The sequence below is a fragment of the Rhodoferax sp. genome (assembly GCF_044236835.1).
Lineage (GTDB): Bacteria > Pseudomonadota > Gammaproteobacteria > Burkholderiales > Burkholderiaceae_C > Allorhodoferax.
In genome coordinates this window covers 112,532-127,012 of sequence record NZ_JBIIGC010000008.1, presented here as the reverse complement: position 1 = coordinate 127,012, position 14,481 = coordinate 112,532, and the positions used below count along the sequence as shown (strand labels likewise).

Here is a 14,481-nt window from a genome sequence, read left to right as displayed (position 1 = left end):
TCTGACAACACGACCGGCAGCAACAGGCTGTTGTGGTCTTGGGGCTTGTAGCGGGCCATGGTGATCTCCTTGCCAAAGGGGATCGCAAAGGGCGTGCCAGGAATGGTTTTTTTACAGCCTCAACGTTCGAGCTAACCTGGAGACAACGGCGTGACGCAAAGCCCGCGCCACAGATAATGCACGCTTGCACTGTGGCGCGGGCTTTGTGGCATGCCGTTGGCTCTCAGGTTGAGCGAGGGGTTAGGCATCACTTGATTGGGATGGTGACTTCGCATGCATAGTCCTTGGGCAACGGTGCGTCTGTTTCCCTGCGCCGCCAGTATTCGTGCCAGTACTCCCACCAATCGCTGGCTGCTGTGACGATCTGGGCTGGATCAAGCTCACCAGGCTGCGCTACGACAGTCATTCGCTTGGCCCTGACGACGAAGCCGACCCCTTGTGCACGAAAGCCAAGGAAGACCGAGTTGTCAGGCGCAGAAGTTCCGAGCTCACTTCCGTATGCGTACTCGATGCGGCACCCAGATACGATCTCGCGGAGCTTGTCCTCGGAGGTGAGGGTGAAGAGCTCATGATCGACGGAGAATGGTTCGACTCTGTCTTCATGTAGTGCGAGCCTCCAGTCTTCGTCTACATGTTCTGCGCCTTCCTCAGTCAAGAAGGCTACGACTGTCGGCTCGAAGAAGCGAAGAGCCACAACGCTGTTCGGCGCGTGGTCCGAGTCCGCCGGTGGAAAATGTAGCTGGACCCCGCCAAACTCGACTTGGAAGATCTCCGGGAGTGCCTCAGCCCACCAGCGCCAGTAGCCAACGTCTGAGATGGCTTCCTCAAGGGCGGAAAGGTGTGCAGACATTGCGACTGTGATGCCTAACGTAATGTACAGAGCAAAACCTGCTCTATAAGTTGGGCGCTGCTCCATAAGTTGGTCATGTCTTCCTCCGCAAAGTGGCTTACAGCGTGGTTTGGCGCTCAATATACCTATGAACGGACAGATATAAAAGCTCTGTAAAACCTAGCACCCCTGCGCTGTAGTCCACCCCCGTGAGCATGCGTTGGATGGAGGAAGACGCGTTGTCCCGCGGCACCAAGATCAGCGGCTTCCTCGGCGTCAGTTCGCTACCGCACATAAGAATTGCAGGCGGCTCCCTACACTTCGCACGCTAAAGCCGCTGTGCGGTGCCGCTGTCAGGCGCTGCTGCCCAAGGCCGCCGTTGCCAATACAAAGAGATGGGGATTTTTTGACTATTTCCTGTGAAACCGCCCGCCAGAACAAACTGCTTGCCGCCCTTTCCACGGACGATTTGCAGCGCTGGCTGGGTGGTCTTGAACCGATGGAAATGCCCTTGGGGATGGTTCTGTACGAGTCCGGCTCCACCATGCCGTACGTCTACTTTCCCGCCACTTCCATTGTTTCGCTGCTGTTCGTCACATTCAACGGCTCATCTGCCGAGATCGCGGTAGTGGGCAATGAAGGGATGGTGGGGATTTCCGTTTTCATGGGCGGAAACTCCACCACCAACCGGGCCGTGGTGCAAAGTGCGGGCAAGGGCTTTCGCCTCAGAGCCCACGAAATGCGGGCCGAGTTTGACCGCGCGGGGCCGGCCATGCATCTGTTGCTGCGCTACACCCAGGCCTTGATCACCCAACTGACGCAGACCGCGGTGTGCAACCGGCATCACACGGTGGATCAGCAACTTTGCCGCTGGTTGCTGCTCAGTTTGGACCGCCTGAGTGGTCCGGAGCTGGTCATGACGCAGGAGTTGATCGCCAACATGCTCGGCGTTCGCCGCGAGGGCGTCACCGAGGCAGCACTCAAACTGCAACGTGCAGGGCTCATTCGCTACACCAGAGGTCGAATCACCGTGGTCAACCGGCCAGGGCTGGAAAAGCGCACATGCGAGTGCTATGCGGTTGTCAAAACCGAGTACCAGCGTCTGTTGCCCGACAGGCAAGAGCCTTAGAAGCAATCGCATGCAGGCCACACCGCCCGCCCGCCTCGAAGCTCCTTGGCAGTAAAGGGCATTCCATGATTTTGAAACGCCTGCGATTGGCCACCAACGCCCGCCACACGGCACTGGAAAACCAATTGCCGCTAATGCATGCAGACCTTTCGCTGGAGGATTACCGCCAGTTTGTGGGCCGGTTTTTTGGCTTCTATGCACCGCTAGAAGCCCAGATGATGGCTTCACCCCACTGGCCGCTGCTGGAGTTTGAATACACCACCCGGCAAAAAACCCCGCGACTGGCACAAGACCTGTTGGCCTTGGGTAGCAATGTGGCGGCGGTGGCGGCAACTCCTCGCTGCATTGCGTTGCCTGCGTGTACCACTCCCGAGCAATTGCTGGGCTGCCTGTACGTCATTGAAGGTGCGACTCTGGGCGGGCGCAGCATCACGCGGCATTTGCAAACCCGGCTGGGTTTGACACCGCAATCGGGTGGCGCATTTTTTGACGGGTATGGCGCGCACACTGGTTCTCAGTGGAAGGCGTTTTGCACCATGCTGGCGCGCAACGCCGACCGCCTGTACGACCCAAGCACCGACCCTTGTGCCGGCCTGTCTGCCTTGGAGGACCGCCATGCAGCCATCGTGGCGGGTGCCAACCGCACCTTTGAAACCTTGAGCCACTGGCTGTTTCCGACCTCCCTGCAAAGTACGGCCCTGCATGACCTCCAGTTCGCATAAGGCAAGCTTCGCAGGCGTCCCGCCTGGCGACACCGTGCCATGGGCTGGCGGCCCCTACAGCATCAAACGCCACGGCACCTCACTGACACAGTGCGACAGGGAGCCGGTGCAAACACCGGGCTGCATTCAGGCGCATGGGGTTCTGGTGGCGGTGCGCCTGGCCGACATGGCCATCCTGCAGATCAGCGAAAACGCGCATGGGTTCTTCGGCGTTGCGGCACAGGCACTGTTAGGGGCGCCACTGGAGCAGGTCGTAGGCGCCACGAACCTGCAGCGGCTGCGCAATCTGCTGGCGCTCGAAGCGCTAGAGCGCAATGCGGTGTACGCCTTCACGATGCCTGTTCTGGCGGTGCCAAACGCCGCGCTCCATGCAAGTCCACTGGACGTTTGCGCGCACACCCTGGATGGCACGTTGCTGCTCGAATTTGAAGCAACCAGCCGCACTGGCGCCCTGGAAAATGGTGACTTTTTCAGCCGCGTCACCCGCGCCGTCGGCCGCCTGCAATCGGCGGTGGGCGTGCGGGCCTTCTGCCAGCAAGTGGCCGACGAGGTGCAGGCCATCACCGGCTTAGACCGGGTCATGGTGTACAAGTTTCACGCCGACAACCACGGGGAGGTGGTGGCAGAAAGCAAGCGCGCTGACCTGCCCGCGTATCTGGGGCTGCACTACCCGGAAGCGGACATACCCCAACCCGCGCGCGACATTTACCAGCGCATCTGGATCCGGCCTCTGCCAGACGCCACCGGGCCACTGGTGGAGATGGTGCCGCTGGCCCACCCCGACACCGGACAGCCGCTGAACATGACGCACTGCGCGCTGCGAGGCGCATCCGTCATGTACACCGAGTACCTTGCCAACATGGGCGTGGCGGCCTCGCTGACCATGCCCATCTTGATCGAGGGCAAGCTGTGGGGCCTGATCGCCTGCCACCATATGACGCCAGCGCACTTTACGCACCAGTTGCGCTCTGCTTGCGAACTGCTGGCCCAGGTGGCATCCCTCCAGCTCAAAGCCACCGAGCGGGTGGAGCAACTTGCCTACCGCGTCGAGGTGGACAACGTGCACCGCAAGATGTTGGTGAAAGCAGCCCGAGAGGGCGATTTGCTGGCCTTGTCGGACAGCGAGCCCTCGCTTTTGGATGCCATCGACGCCGAGGGCGCCGCGCTTTACCACCGCGACCGCTGGTGGTGCGCGGGCAATACCCCCACCGTAGAGCAACTTGACGCGCTGGCCCAGTGGCTCAACGCACGGCACGACTTTGATTCGAGCCTGGAGCCCGCCTACGTCACTGACAGCCTGGCGCGCGATTACACGGGCGGCCCTGACATGGCCCATGTGGCAAGTGGCGTGATTGCGGTGCGCGTATCCCGGTTGCGGCGCGACCTGATTTTGTGGTTTAGGCCAGAGACGCTGCAAACCGTGCGTTGGGCTGGCAACCCGGATGAAAAGCCGCTCGTACCTGGCCCCCATGGCATGCGGCTGAGCCCGCGCCACTCGTTTGAGTTGTTTCTTGAATCGGTGCGCGGCCGCTCGCTACCTTGGAGCCCGCTGGAAGTCGATTCCGCGCTGCGACTGCGCCAGCTGGTCATGGAACTGGTGATAGCGCAGACCGCACAGCTCACAGAACGCAATGTGGACCTGACCGCCAGCAACGAAGAGTTGGATGCCTTTGCCTACGTTGCCTCGCATGACCTCAAGGAACCGTTGCGCGGCATCAACCGCTACGCCCACCAGCTGCTGGAAAACGCACAGACCATGTCCAAGGAAGACCACCAGCGCATCGACAGCCTGATGCGCCTGACCCAGCGCATGGACAGCCTGCTGAACTCGCTGCTGCATTTCTCGCGGGTGGGCCGTACCAACCTGGAGTTTGAGACCGTCAACCTCAACGAGCTGGTTGAAGACACGCTGGAGATGATTGGTGTGCGCCCGGAGGACAACTCTTGCTGCATCCACATTCCCAAGCCCTTGCCCACGATTGAATGCAACCCAGTGCGGGTGCGGGAGATATTTGCCAACCTGATCAGCAACGCCATCAAATACAACACGCACGCCCAGCCCCTGGTCGAGCTGACCTCTATCGCCCCGGACGACGCGCTCGCGCTTCGAACCGCACCGCCGCAGGCCCGAGGGCAGATCATTTACTGCGTGCGCGACGACGGTATTGGCATTGAGCAGCGGCATTTTGACCAGATATTTCGCATGTTCAAACGTCTGCATGGTCGCGATGCGTTTGGCGGCGGCATGGGCGCAGGCCTGACCGTGGTGCAAAAAGTGGTGCAGCGCCATGGCGGTGCCATCTGGCTGGAATCGACCGTTGGCGTGGGCAGTTGCTTCTACTTCACACTGCCCGGCACGCACAAGGCCAGCCAAGAGCAGCACGATACGCAGCGCCATGCACCACACTGATCCCGTGCCGCTGCGCCCCCTCTTGGTTGCGCCACCGCGGCGAAGCCGTGCGCATCCCGTGGTGGTCGTGGAGGACTCGGATGAGGACTTCGACACCGTGTTGACCGCTGCCCGGCAGGCGGGCGTCACCCACGCCATACGCCGGGTCCGGTCAGGCGACGACTGTCTGCAGCTGCTCAGGGGCACCGTGGGCCACGCACGGTTGCAAGCCGCGCTGGTTCTGCTGGACCTCAACACACCGAACGGAGATGGTCGTAGCGCGCTAGAGCAGATGCATGCAGAGGTCTTGCTCAGCGGTATTCCACTGGTGGTGCTCAGCACTTCTGCCAACCCGCGTGATGTCGACTTTTGCTACGCCAACGGTGCTAACGCTTACCACGTCAAGCCTGTCAGCCACACCGAGCATCTGAAGGTGCTGCACACCTTGCTCACCTATTGGCTGGGCTCGGTGATGTTGCCCACCGAGCAATCGCTGGAGCGCTAATGGGACACCTCCTGCATTGGCACATTCTCATCATTGATGACAACCCCGATGACCGCGCCGCATTCAGACGCATGCTGATCGCTGGGTCGGACCGCACCTGCCATTTGGCGGAGGCCGAGTTGGGCAGTACCGGACTGCAATGGGTACTGGACAACCAGGCGCAAAGCCTGGCCGGCACCGCCCGTCCGCTGGACTGCGTGCTGCTGGACTTCAATCTTCCTGATACCAACGCTACGCAATGGCTGGCCGCCCTGCGCAGCGCATCACCTGCGTTGCCCTGCGCCGTTGTTGTCATGACTGGCTGGGAGGGTGTTGATGCCAGCGAGGGTCATGGCCTGATGCAGGCCGGGGCCCAGGACTACGTCGGCAAAAGCTGGACCACGACCCCAAGCTTGTGCCGCGCCGTCGAAAACTCGATAGACCGTTTCAACCTGCTTCAGTGCCAACACCAAGCTTGGCAAGCTTTAGCCCACACCGAAGAGCGGTACCGCACCCTGTTCAACTCCATCCATGAAGGCTATTGCATCATCGAAGTCATCTTTGACGCGCAGGATAGGCCGGTGGACTACCGGTTTCTGGAAGTCAGCCGCTCGTTCGAGCAGCAAACTGGACTTGCGCACGCGGTGGGCAAGCGGATTCTGGAAATCTTTCCCCATCTTGAAATCAAGTGGCTGCCAGCCTTCGGGCGGGTGGCTTTGACGGGTGAATCGGTTCGGCTAGAGGACTATGTGGAAGGTATGAACCGCTGGTTTGACCTCTATGCGTTTCGATTTGGCGACCCGGCCAAAAGGCAGCTCGGCATTCTGCTGAACAACACCACCTCGCAAAAAAACATCGAACGGCAATTGCAGGACGCCTTGGCAGCGGCTGAAAACGCGAACCGGGCCAAATCAGACTTTCTGGCCAACATGAGCCATGAGCTGCGCACGCCTCTGAACTCCGTTTTGGGTTTTGCGCAGTTGATGGAAACCAGTGCGCCGCCACCCACAGCAGCGCAACAGCTCAGCTTGGCGCACATCGTCAAAGCGGGCTGGTTTTTGCTGGAACTGATCAACGACACGCTGGACCTGTCCGCTATCGAGGCTGGCAAACTCAGCGTCGCGCCTGCTACGGTGGCCATCGACGAGGTGCTGCAGGAATGTGCGGCGATCATTGCGCCGCTTGCAGCCCAGCGTGCTTTGGTAGTCACCTACCCCGCCCTGAACCCGACGCATCTTGCCCACGCTGACCCGCTTCGGCTCAAGCAAGTGCTGCTCAACCTGCTGTCCAACAGCGTCAAATACAACCGCGAGCGCGGCAGCATCACCGTGGCCTGCAGCATGGTGGAGTCGTCGCGGCTGCGCATCAGCATTCAGGACACCGGCCTGGGCTTGACAGCGAGCCAGCTGGAACATTTGTTTGAACCATTCAATCGGCTGGGCCAAGAACACACCCATGCGGTGGGCACCGGCATTGGGCTCGTGCTGTGCAAGCGCCTGGTGGAGCTGATGGACGGCCAGATCGGCGCACAGAGCACAGCGGGCCAAGGCAGCGAGTTTTGGTTTGAGCTCCCTCTGGCACTCCCTCTTCCACTCCCTCTTCCACGCTCTCTGCCAGTCGGCCCTGCGGCCCCGCAACCCGTGGCGCTGTTGCGAGCCCCGAACTACCCACTGACCGCCGCCTTGCCAGAAACTCCGTCGGGTCCTCCGGTGCTGCATGTGGACGACAACCCGGCCAACCTAGAGCTTGTTGCGCAGCTGCTCACGCTGCGACCGCGGCACTGGCTGCTGGCCGCGTCGCATGCCGCTCTGGGGCTGGCGTTTGCCCGCGCCCACGTGCCCGCCGTGATTTTGATGGACATCAACCTGCCGGACATCAGCGGCACCGAAGCCCTGCAGATTCTGAAATCGGATCCGGCCACCGCCCACATACCGGTCATTGCCCTCTCCGCCAACGCGATGCCGCATCAAATCCAAAGCGGCCTGCAGGCAGGGTTTTTCCGTTACGTGACCAAACCCATTCGTGTTCAAGAGTTTCTAGAGACGCTGGACGAGGCCTTGCTGATCTCGCAGCAAGGCGGCAAGGTCAGCGCCGCCCGCATCCCCCACCAACCGACCGACCCCAAGGCTTCCCCATGATCACAACACAAGAAATTTTGACCGCCCGCATTCTGTTGGTGGACGACCAGGCCGCCAACATCACCTTGATGACGCAGATGCTTGAAAGTGCGGGCTACAGCCAGGTGAGCGCAACGATGGAGCCGCAGGCGGTAGGCGCCCTGCACCGCAAAAACCGGTACGACCTGATCCTGTTGGACCTGCAAATGCCCGAGATGGACGGCTTTCAAGTGATGGAGGTGCTCAAAACCAACAGCAGCGACAGCTACCTTCCGGTCATCGTCATCACCGCCCAGCCCGGCCACAAACTTCGGGCACTTCAGGCCGGAGCCAAAGACTTCATCAGCAAGCCGCTGGACTTGACCGAAGTGAAAACCCGCATTCACAACATGCTGGAGGTGCGACTGCTGTACAAAAAACTGGAAGCGGCCAACCAGGTACTGGAAGACACCGTGGCCGAGCGCACCGCCCAGCTGCGCGAAAGCGAGGCCCGCTACCGCAGCCTGACGGAGCTGGCTTCGGACTGGTACTGGGAGCAAGACGAAAGTGGCGCGTTCACCAAGGTGTCGGGCCCGGTGCTGGAAATGCTGGGCTTGAAGGTGGCGTCTTTGCTGGGGTCCGACGCCGGCATGAGCGCGCTGGCTGAGGGTTGGAACGAGGACCAGCGGGCGGACCTGCATGCCAAGATCGCCGCCCGGCAACCCTTTCTAGACTTCGCGGTGGGCCGCACCGATGCCGACGGATCCACCCGGCAGTTTCGCGTCAGCGGCGAGCCGATGTTTGACTCTGGCTGTCTGATCATCGGTTACCGCGGCATTGGGGTGGAGATCACGCCGGGGGTGTAGTGGGGTGTAGCTCGCAACCCTTTGGCGCATAGGCCACCGGCCTGCGCATCGCCGGATCTGCCGCAGGGTCTGCAAACAGCCGCACTCCGTGGTAAACCCACCAAGCGCGCAGCGACCACATTCCGTCTTCTTTGCAGAGGGTTTGCAGCAGGCGGTCTGCCGGCTCGCGGTGCATGGCGCGGTCCAGGTGCCCGTCGCGCATGAGCTGGTAGAGCGCGTCGTGCACCAGCGAGCCGCGCATGAAGCTGACGGTGTCTACGGTGGGGCCTGAAGGGCCGTCCCAGGCGTAGCCCTTGGCGATGGTGAGTGCGCCGTGGGTGTCGAGGTCGATGTAGTCGGTGCAGATGTCTTGCTCGGGCCGGATGTCGATGCCCAGCTGGTAGGTTTGCTGGAGCTGGTATTTGTAGCCGCCTTTGTACGCAATGCATTTCATGGTTTCCTCCACATGCCGGTTTCTGGTGCGGCGCACTGTACGCAGGAGGAAACCGCGGTGCGACAGAAATGTGCACGCCGTCGCAGTGGCGGAGTCGGTGGCAGCAGCACCCTCCTGCGCAATTGCCCCACTGCCGCCGCCTTTTTCGCCAAGCGCCTAAGCTCTGCGCAGCTCTCACGACCTCGCCACCGGCTGCATTCCATGAACTCTTTTTTGCGCATCCTCAAGCCCCACTGGCGCGCACTTTGTGCCGTGGTTTTATTAACCGCCAGCAGCGCCCAAGCCCAGCCCAGCTGGGACGCACTGACCGACGGCAGCATCGTGCTGTTTCGCCATGCCAACGCACCGGGTGTGGGCGACCCGGACAACTTTCGGCTCAACGACTGCAGCACGCAGCGCAACCTCGACGCGCTGGGTCGCGCGCAGTCGCGTGCGCTGGGCGCGCAGTTTCGCCAGCGCAAGATTGCGGTGGGCCAGGTGCTGACGTCGCAGTGGTGCCGCACCCGCGAGACGGCGCAGTTGGCGTTTCCCGGTAAACCAGTGGATGCGGCGGCGTTCAACTCATTTTTTGCGGACCGCAGCAGCAGCGAGGCGCAAACCGCCCAGGCCCTGCAAACGCTCACGCGCTGGCGCGGCCCGGGCGTGTTGGTGGTGGTGACGCACCAGGTGAACATTGCCGCGCTCACCCAGATTTCGCCCAGCTCGGCCGAGGGCATTGTGGTGCGGCCCCGGGGCGAGGGGCTGCACGTGTTGGGGTCGGTGCGCCCGGACTAGGCGGAGTCGAGCAGACCGTGCTGACCCAAAAACAGCAACAAGCCGTTGCTGTTGGCCACGCCGAGTTTGGAAAAGATGCTGGCCCGGTGCGTCTCCACTGTGCGGAAGTCCAATGGCCGGCTGGGGTCGCGCTGGCTGAGTTCTTGGGCGATGAGTTTGCTGGACTTTCCCCGCGCCAGCGGCTGCGCCACCTGGCGCTCGCGGGGGGTCAGGCGGGCCCAGAGGTCCAGCGCGTCTTGGCGCGCGATGCGCTCCAGCGCGATGGCAACCGCACGCTCCTTGGCCTGCTGCATCACCTCGATCAATCGGTCTTCGCTGCAGGGTTTTTCCAGCCAGCCCAAAGCGCCTTCCTGGATGGCCCGCACCGCCACCGGGATGTCGCCGTGGCCCGACAGAAACACCACCACCAAAGGGCTGCGCTGGTCTTGCAAAGCCTTGAACACATCGAGCCCGCTCATGCCCTGCATGCGCAAGTCCAGCACGGCCACACCGGCGTCTTCCACCCGGGCCTGCTCCAAAAAAGCCTCGCCCGAGGCAAAGGTCTGCACCGAGCAGTCGTTCAAGCGCGACAGCAGCAGACCACCCAAAGAGCGGCGCACCGCATCGTCGTCGTCAACCAGGTAGATGTTGGGGCTTTGCGGGTTCATGGTGGGCAGCGCCAAGCGGTGAATCAGAGACCGGCAAATGTACCGAAAACGCCGCGCCCCCCTGCTCCAGGTTGGCCACGCTCAGGGTGCCGCGGTGGGCCTCGACAGTGGTGCGGCAGATGTTGAGACCCAGCCCCAACCCTTCAGCTTTGGTAGTGAAGAAGGGCTCAAAAAGCTGAGCCTGTACCTGCGGCGCAATGCCCGGGCCGCGGTCGCTCACCCGCAGAAACACCATGCCTGCATCCGGTGCGCTGCCGCCCACGCGGCCGGTCTCCACGGTCACGCACTTGTCGGCAGCGGGGGTATCGGCCATGGCCTGCAAGGCATTGACCACCAGGTTCAGCAGCACTTGTTCGAGCAGCAAACGGTCGGCCAGGATGGTCGGCAGCCCAGGCTCCAGCCGGGTGATCACCCGGGCGCCTTGCTGGCGTATTTCGGGGCCCAGCAGGCCCAGCACATTGGCCACGATGGCGTCGAGTGTGCAGGGCTGGAATCCCGGCGTCTGCTGCTTCACAAAGCCGCGGATGCGCGCCACGATGTCGGCCGCGCGCTGTGCCTGCGAGCGGATGTCGGCCAGCGTTTGCGACAACAGCGCGGTGTCCTTGCGCTCAGCGTAGGCGCGTGCAGCGCCCGCAAAACTGACCATGGCCATCAGCGGCTGGCTGAGTTCATGGGCCAGGGTGGACGCCATCTCGCCCATGCTGGCCAGGCGGCCGGTGCTTTGCATCTTGGCGGCCTGTACGCGCTGCTGCTCCTGGGCCTGTTTTTGCGCAGTGATGTCCACCACCGAGCTCATCCAGCCGCTGTGCTGGCCTTGCGCGTCGATCAAGGGCGCGGTGTAGACCATGGTGTACACATCGCGACCATCGCGGTGGCGGATGCGCGACTCAAAGCCCGTGAGTGCGGCCTTGCCGCTGAGCACCACATCGCTGTCGTGCCAGTGCTTGGCCAGCTCTTCGGGGTGCCAATACGGGTAAGGCGGCGCGCGGCCCAGCAACTCTTCTGCGCTGTAGCCCACCATCTCGCACATGGCCGGGTTCACATAAATGATGCGGCCCTCCAGGTCGCGTGCACGCATGCCCACCAGCAGCGAATCGCCCATGGCTTGGCGAAATGCGTGGGCCTCGCGCAGCTCGGCGGTGCGCTCCTGCACCCGCAGCTCCAGCTCGTGGCGGGCGCTGCGTTGCTCGCGAAAACGGCGCTCGCGCTGCTGCCAAATGGTGGCACCCAACAACAGCACCGCCAGCACCAAGGCCGCCAATGCACTGGCAATCCAGCGCGCTGTGGATACCGGCGCAATGTCGGACATGGCCACCAAACTCCAACCCAGTTCGGGCAGCTCCTCGGTCACTGTGAGGTAGTGGCGCGTGGCGCCTTGCACCTTGGCGTGGGTCAGCACACTTTGGCCTGGTCCAGGCTCGACGGCCCATGGCACCGGGTCGAAGTCGGCATGCCAGCCGTACTGCGCATGGTCCACGATGGCGGCAGCCTGCGCCGGTGTGAGCTGGCGGGTGCGGTGGTACAGCCACTGCGGCACCGAGCTCAAAAACACGATGCCGTTGGCGTCCAGCAGCGACACCGGACCACCGGCACGCTGCCAAGCCATGGCCGTGTCGCGCAGGCTGACCTTGATCGCCACCACGCCGATGGGGCGACCGCCCTGCAGCACCGGCGTGGTGAGGAACATGCCCGGAATGCCGGTGACCGAGCCCACCGCGTAAAAGAAACCGTTGCGCCCGGCGATGGCGTCTTTGAAATACGGTCTGAATGAAAAGTCGTCGCCCACAAAGCTGCTGGGCTCTTGCCAGTTGCTGGACGCCACGGCCACACCCTGTGCGTTCATCACATACAGCGCATCGGCCTCCACTTGGCGGTTGATCTGTTGCAGGTAGCGGCTGACCTGCAAGGCCAGCGCTGGCGACGCACCCGCTTGCAACACCGCAGCTATATCGGCGTACCGGGCTGTGGTGAAGGGGATGTGCTTGTAACGCGCAACCAAGCCGCGCAAAGCTTGGGTCTGTAAGTCAATTCGGTTTTGGGTGGCCGCAGTTTGGCTCTGTAACTCGCGCCGCGCCGCCCACTCGCCGCTACCCAGCACCAAACCCAACGTCAGCAGCGCCAAACCCAGCAAAAGCAGGCTGCGCAGGCTTCGCAACACCCAGGGCGGGCGCTGCGGTGGCTGCGTATGCGGGTCCGCCATGGTGCGCTCCTTGTGCAATGGGGCGCCATGATACTGGGCTGCACCGCGCAGACACCGCCGAGCACAAGCGCGCTGCGCAGGCTGCGCGCAGCAGGTTTACTGCCTGATCGCCTCGACTTGGATTACCAAGCGAACGTCCTTGGGAAAGCCCCAGTCCACGCCGTAGTTCATACCGAACTGGGTGCGGTCAATGGTGGCCTCAAAGTCGCCGCCGCAGGTTTCGCGCTTGATCATCGGGTTGATAAAGCAGTTGAACTGGGTTGCCTTGAGCGTGACCGGCTGGGTTTTACCCAAGAGTGTGAGTCGGCCTGTCACTTGACTGACCTTGTCGCCGGTGAAGATGAATGCGTCCGACGAAAACGCAATCGTGGGGTGTTTGGCCACGTCAAACAAGTCGGGGCTTTGCAGGTGCTTGTCAAACGCGGCGGTTCCGGTGCTGACCGAACTTGCGTCGAAGCGGATGTCTACCTTGCCGGTCTTGCCCGCGCGGTCGAACTGAATATTGCCTTCCTTCTTGTCAAAGCGGCCCCGGTTGGTGCTGGTACCAAAGTGGCCGATCTCGAAGGTCACAAAGGTATGGGTGGGATCGATCGCGTAACTGGCCGATTGGGCTTGGGCGGCGGTAGCGAACACTGTGGCAGCAGCGGCCAAGGCGAGCAGGGATTTGCGCATGAGAGAACTCCTAAGGTAAAGAAAAAAACTACAACTTGGTCACGCCGGAGAGCGCGAGCTTGAACTTGACTTGCACGTCGTCGGCCACCATCGAGGTGTCGGCCCACTCGTTCTCGCCGATCTTGAAGGCCAGCCGTTTGATAGTGAAGCTGCCGGTTGCGGTAGTCAGCGCGCCGGCCTGCGTCAAGGCCACTGGCACCACCACATCGCGCACATTGCCCTTGATCGTGAGCTTGCCTGCCACTTCAAACTTGCCGCCGCCCAAGGCCTTGACTGCGCTGGACTGAAAACTCGCCTGGGGAAACTTGCCCACTCCAAACCACGGGGCCTTGGGCAGTTCAGCGTCCGCCTCGGGTGAGCCCAGGGTGGCGCTACCGGTGTCAATAGTGATGCCAATTTTTGCGGCCTCGGGCTTGGCCGCATCAAAACTGATCTGTGCATCAAACCGCTTGAACTTGCCCTCCACCGGCACGCCCATTTGCCTGCTGACAAAGCCAATCTCACTTTGAGCAGGAACCAGTTTCTGTTGGGCCAGCGCAACCGATGGCGCGGTCACGCCGACCAGCAACAGTGTTGAAGAAAGAGCGCAGATGAGATGGTTCATAGGAATCAGTGCGGTGGACAAAAAGAAGAATCAGTCACGCCCGGGCAACATGCGGTGCAACAAGCCGTCGCGGTCTACCCAGTGGTGTTTCAAGGCGGCGGCCACATGCAGCAGCACCAAGCCGGCCAGCGTCCAGGCGCTGATCTCGTGCCAGGGCTTGATCAACTCCGCAAGCTCGCGGTTGGGGCTGACCCAGTCGGGCAAGGGAATTAGCCCAAACAACACCACCGGAAATCCAGCGGCCGAGCTGTACGCCCAACCGATCAATGGCACCGCAAAGAACAGCAAGTACAGCGCGCCGTGCGTTGCACTATGGGCCAGCACCTGCCAGCGCGGCATGGCTTGCAGCACGGCTGTGGGAAGCGGGGGCGGCCGGTGCGTCAGGCGCCATAGCAAACGCAGCGCAGACAGCAACAAAATGGTCACCCCAGCCCATTTATGCCAGTTGTACAGCTTGAGCCGCTGCGGGGAAAACGGCAAATCCGTCATATACAAACCAAATCCAAACAGCGCCACCAAGGCGGCTCCCAACACCCAGTGCAGCGCAATGGCGGGTGTCGAATAACGTGTAGTAGTTGACTGGCTTCGGGTCATGGCGCGAAGTCTAGGTGGGCTGCAGATGCGCGCCTTTGCATC

14 protein-coding genes are annotated in these 14,481 nt (G+C 62.1%); 7 read left to right on the top strand and 7 right to left on the bottom strand.

Going from position 1 to position 14,481, the window contains the following annotated elements; all coding sequences use genetic code 11:
• Nucleotides 1-247: 247 nt before the first annotated feature.
• Complete coding sequence (locus ACILRC_RS07765) at nt 248-850, bottom strand: hypothetical protein (protein WP_395668787.1); 603 nt, start codon at nt 848-850, stop codon at nt 248-250.
• Nucleotides 851-1,328: 478 nt separating this feature from the next.
• Between ACILRC_RS07765 and ACILRC_RS07760 the strand changes: the two genes are divergently transcribed.
• The 6 genes from ACILRC_RS07760 (at nt 1,329) to ACILRC_RS07735 (ending at nt 8,515) form a co-directional block, all read left to right on the top strand.
• Nucleotides 1,329-1,958, top strand: coding sequence for a Crp/Fnr family transcriptional regulator (locus ACILRC_RS07760; RefSeq protein WP_395668791.1), 630 nt, complete (start codon nt 1,329-1,331; stop codon nt 1,956-1,958).
• Nucleotides 1,959-2,023: 65 nt separating this feature from the next.
• The gene (locus ACILRC_RS07755; RefSeq protein WP_395668786.1) at nt 2,024-2,680 is read left to right on the top strand and encodes a biliverdin-producing heme oxygenase; all 657 of its coding nucleotides are present in this window, start codon (nt 2,024-2,026) and stop codon (nt 2,678-2,680) included.
• Nucleotides 2,661-5,090: an ATP-binding protein gene (locus ACILRC_RS07750; RefSeq protein ID WP_395668785.1), complete on the top strand. Its 2,430-nt coding sequence runs from the start codon at nt 2,661-2,663 to the stop codon at nt 5,088-5,090. Before ACILRC_RS07755 ends, ACILRC_RS07750 begins: the two co-directional genes overlap by 20 nt.
• Nucleotides 5,077-5,574, top strand: coding sequence for a response regulator (locus ACILRC_RS07745; RefSeq protein ID WP_395668784.1), 498 nt, complete (start codon nt 5,077-5,079; stop codon nt 5,572-5,574). The genes ACILRC_RS07750 and ACILRC_RS07745 overlap by 14 nt, the downstream gene beginning before the upstream one ends.
• Nucleotides 5,574-7,691, top strand: a complete 2,118-nt coding sequence (locus tag ACILRC_RS07740; RefSeq protein ID WP_395668783.1) for a response regulator — start codon at nt 5,574-5,576, stop codon at nt 7,689-7,691. The genes ACILRC_RS07745 and ACILRC_RS07740 overlap by 1 nt, the downstream gene beginning before the upstream one ends.
• Complete coding sequence (locus tag ACILRC_RS07735) at nt 7,688-8,515, top strand: response regulator (protein ID WP_395668782.1); 828 nt, start codon at nt 7,688-7,690, stop codon at nt 8,513-8,515. The genes ACILRC_RS07740 and ACILRC_RS07735 overlap by 4 nt, the downstream gene beginning before the upstream one ends.
• Here the strand turns inward: ACILRC_RS07735 and ACILRC_RS07730 are convergent.
• Nucleotides 8,499-8,948, bottom strand: coding sequence for a hypothetical protein (locus ACILRC_RS07730; RefSeq protein WP_395668781.1), 450 nt, complete (start codon nt 8,946-8,948; stop codon nt 8,499-8,501). The two genes, ACILRC_RS07735 and ACILRC_RS07730, sit on opposite strands and share 17 nt — an antisense overlap.
• 201 nt (nt 8,949-9,149) lie before the next feature.
• Here ACILRC_RS07730 and ACILRC_RS07725 point away from each other — a divergent pair, with 201 nt between their 5' ends.
• Nucleotides 9,150-9,722, top strand: a complete 573-nt coding sequence (locus tag ACILRC_RS07725) for a histidine phosphatase family protein (protein ID WP_395668780.1) — start codon at nt 9,150-9,152, stop codon at nt 9,720-9,722.
• Here the strand turns inward: ACILRC_RS07725 and ACILRC_RS07720 are convergent.
• The 5 genes from ACILRC_RS07720 to ACILRC_RS07700 form a co-directional block, all read right to left on the bottom strand.
• Complete coding sequence (locus ACILRC_RS07720) at nt 9,719-10,369, bottom strand: response regulator transcription factor (RefSeq protein ID WP_395668779.1); 651 nt, start codon at nt 10,367-10,369, stop codon at nt 9,719-9,721. The two genes, ACILRC_RS07725 and ACILRC_RS07720, sit on opposite strands and share 4 nt — an antisense overlap.
• Nucleotides 10,335-12,569 carry a PAS domain S-box protein gene (locus ACILRC_RS07715; protein WP_395668778.1) on the bottom strand — a complete coding sequence of 745 codons (2,235 nt, stop codon included), beginning with the start codon at nt 12,567-12,569 and terminating at the stop codon, nt 10,335-10,337. The genes ACILRC_RS07720 and ACILRC_RS07715 overlap by 35 nt, the downstream gene beginning before the upstream one ends.
• A 96-nt stretch (nt 12,570-12,665) precedes the next feature.
• Nucleotides 12,666-13,241, bottom strand: coding sequence for a YceI family protein (locus ACILRC_RS07710; RefSeq protein ID WP_395668777.1), 576 nt, complete (start codon nt 13,239-13,241; stop codon nt 12,666-12,668).
• Nucleotides 13,242-13,269: 28 nt separating this feature from the next.
• Nucleotides 13,270-13,845: a YceI family protein gene (locus tag ACILRC_RS07705; RefSeq protein ID WP_395668776.1), complete on the bottom strand. Its 576-nt coding sequence runs from the start codon at nt 13,843-13,845 to the stop codon at nt 13,270-13,272.
• 30 nt (nt 13,846-13,875) lie between these two features.
• Nucleotides 13,876-14,439, bottom strand: coding sequence for a cytochrome b (locus ACILRC_RS07700; RefSeq protein ID WP_395668775.1), 564 nt, complete (start codon nt 14,437-14,439; stop codon nt 13,876-13,878).
• Between the last annotated feature and the right edge of the window lie 42 nt (nt 14,440-14,481).

Bases quoted from the DNA above. Each gene is read 5' to 3' on its own strand.
- ACILRC_RS07745 (WP_395668784.1), top strand. From the start codon at position 5,077: ATGCACCACACTGATCCCGTGCCGCTGCGCCCCCTCTTGGTTGCGCCA.
- ACILRC_RS07765 (WP_395668787.1), bottom strand. From the start codon at position 850: ATGTCTGCACACCTTTCCGCCCTTGAGGAAGCCATCTCAGACGTTGGC.
- ACILRC_RS07730 (WP_395668781.1), bottom strand. From the start codon at position 8,948: ATGAAATGCATTGCGTACAAAGGCGGCTACAAATACCAGCTCCAGCAA.
- ACILRC_RS07705 (WP_395668776.1), bottom strand. From the start codon at position 13,845: ATGAACCATCTCATCTGCGCTCTTTCTTCAACACTGTTGCTGGTCGGC.
- ACILRC_RS07700 (WP_395668775.1), bottom strand. From the start codon at position 14,439: ATGACCCGAAGCCAGTCAACTACTACACGTTATTCGACACCCGCCATT.
- ACILRC_RS07760 (WP_395668791.1), top strand. From the start codon at position 1,329: ATGGAAATGCCCTTGGGGATGGTTCTGTACGAGTCCGGCTCCACCATG.
- ACILRC_RS07735 (WP_395668782.1), top strand. From the start codon at position 7,688: ATGATCACAACACAAGAAATTTTGACCGCCCGCATTCTGTTGGTGGAC.
- ACILRC_RS07720 (WP_395668779.1), bottom strand. From the start codon at position 10,369: ATGAACCCGCAAAGCCCCAACATCTACCTGGTTGACGACGACGATGCG.
- ACILRC_RS07750 (WP_395668785.1), top strand. From the start codon at position 2,661: ATGACCTCCAGTTCGCATAAGGCAAGCTTCGCAGGCGTCCCGCCTGGC.
- ACILRC_RS07710 (WP_395668777.1), bottom strand. From the start codon at position 13,241: ATGCGCAAATCCCTGCTCGCCTTGGCCGCTGCTGCCACAGTGTTCGCT.
- ACILRC_RS07755 (WP_395668786.1), top strand. From the start codon at position 2,024: ATGATTTTGAAACGCCTGCGATTGGCCACCAACGCCCGCCACACGGCA.
- ACILRC_RS07715 (WP_395668778.1), bottom strand. From the start codon at position 12,569: ATGGCGGACCCGCATACGCAGCCACCGCAGCGCCCGCCCTGGGTGTTG.
- ACILRC_RS07725 (WP_395668780.1), top strand. From the start codon at position 9,150: ATGAACTCTTTTTTGCGCATCCTCAAGCCCCACTGGCGCGCACTTTGT.
- ACILRC_RS07740 (WP_395668783.1), top strand. From the start codon at position 5,574: ATGGGACACCTCCTGCATTGGCACATTCTCATCATTGATGACAACCCC.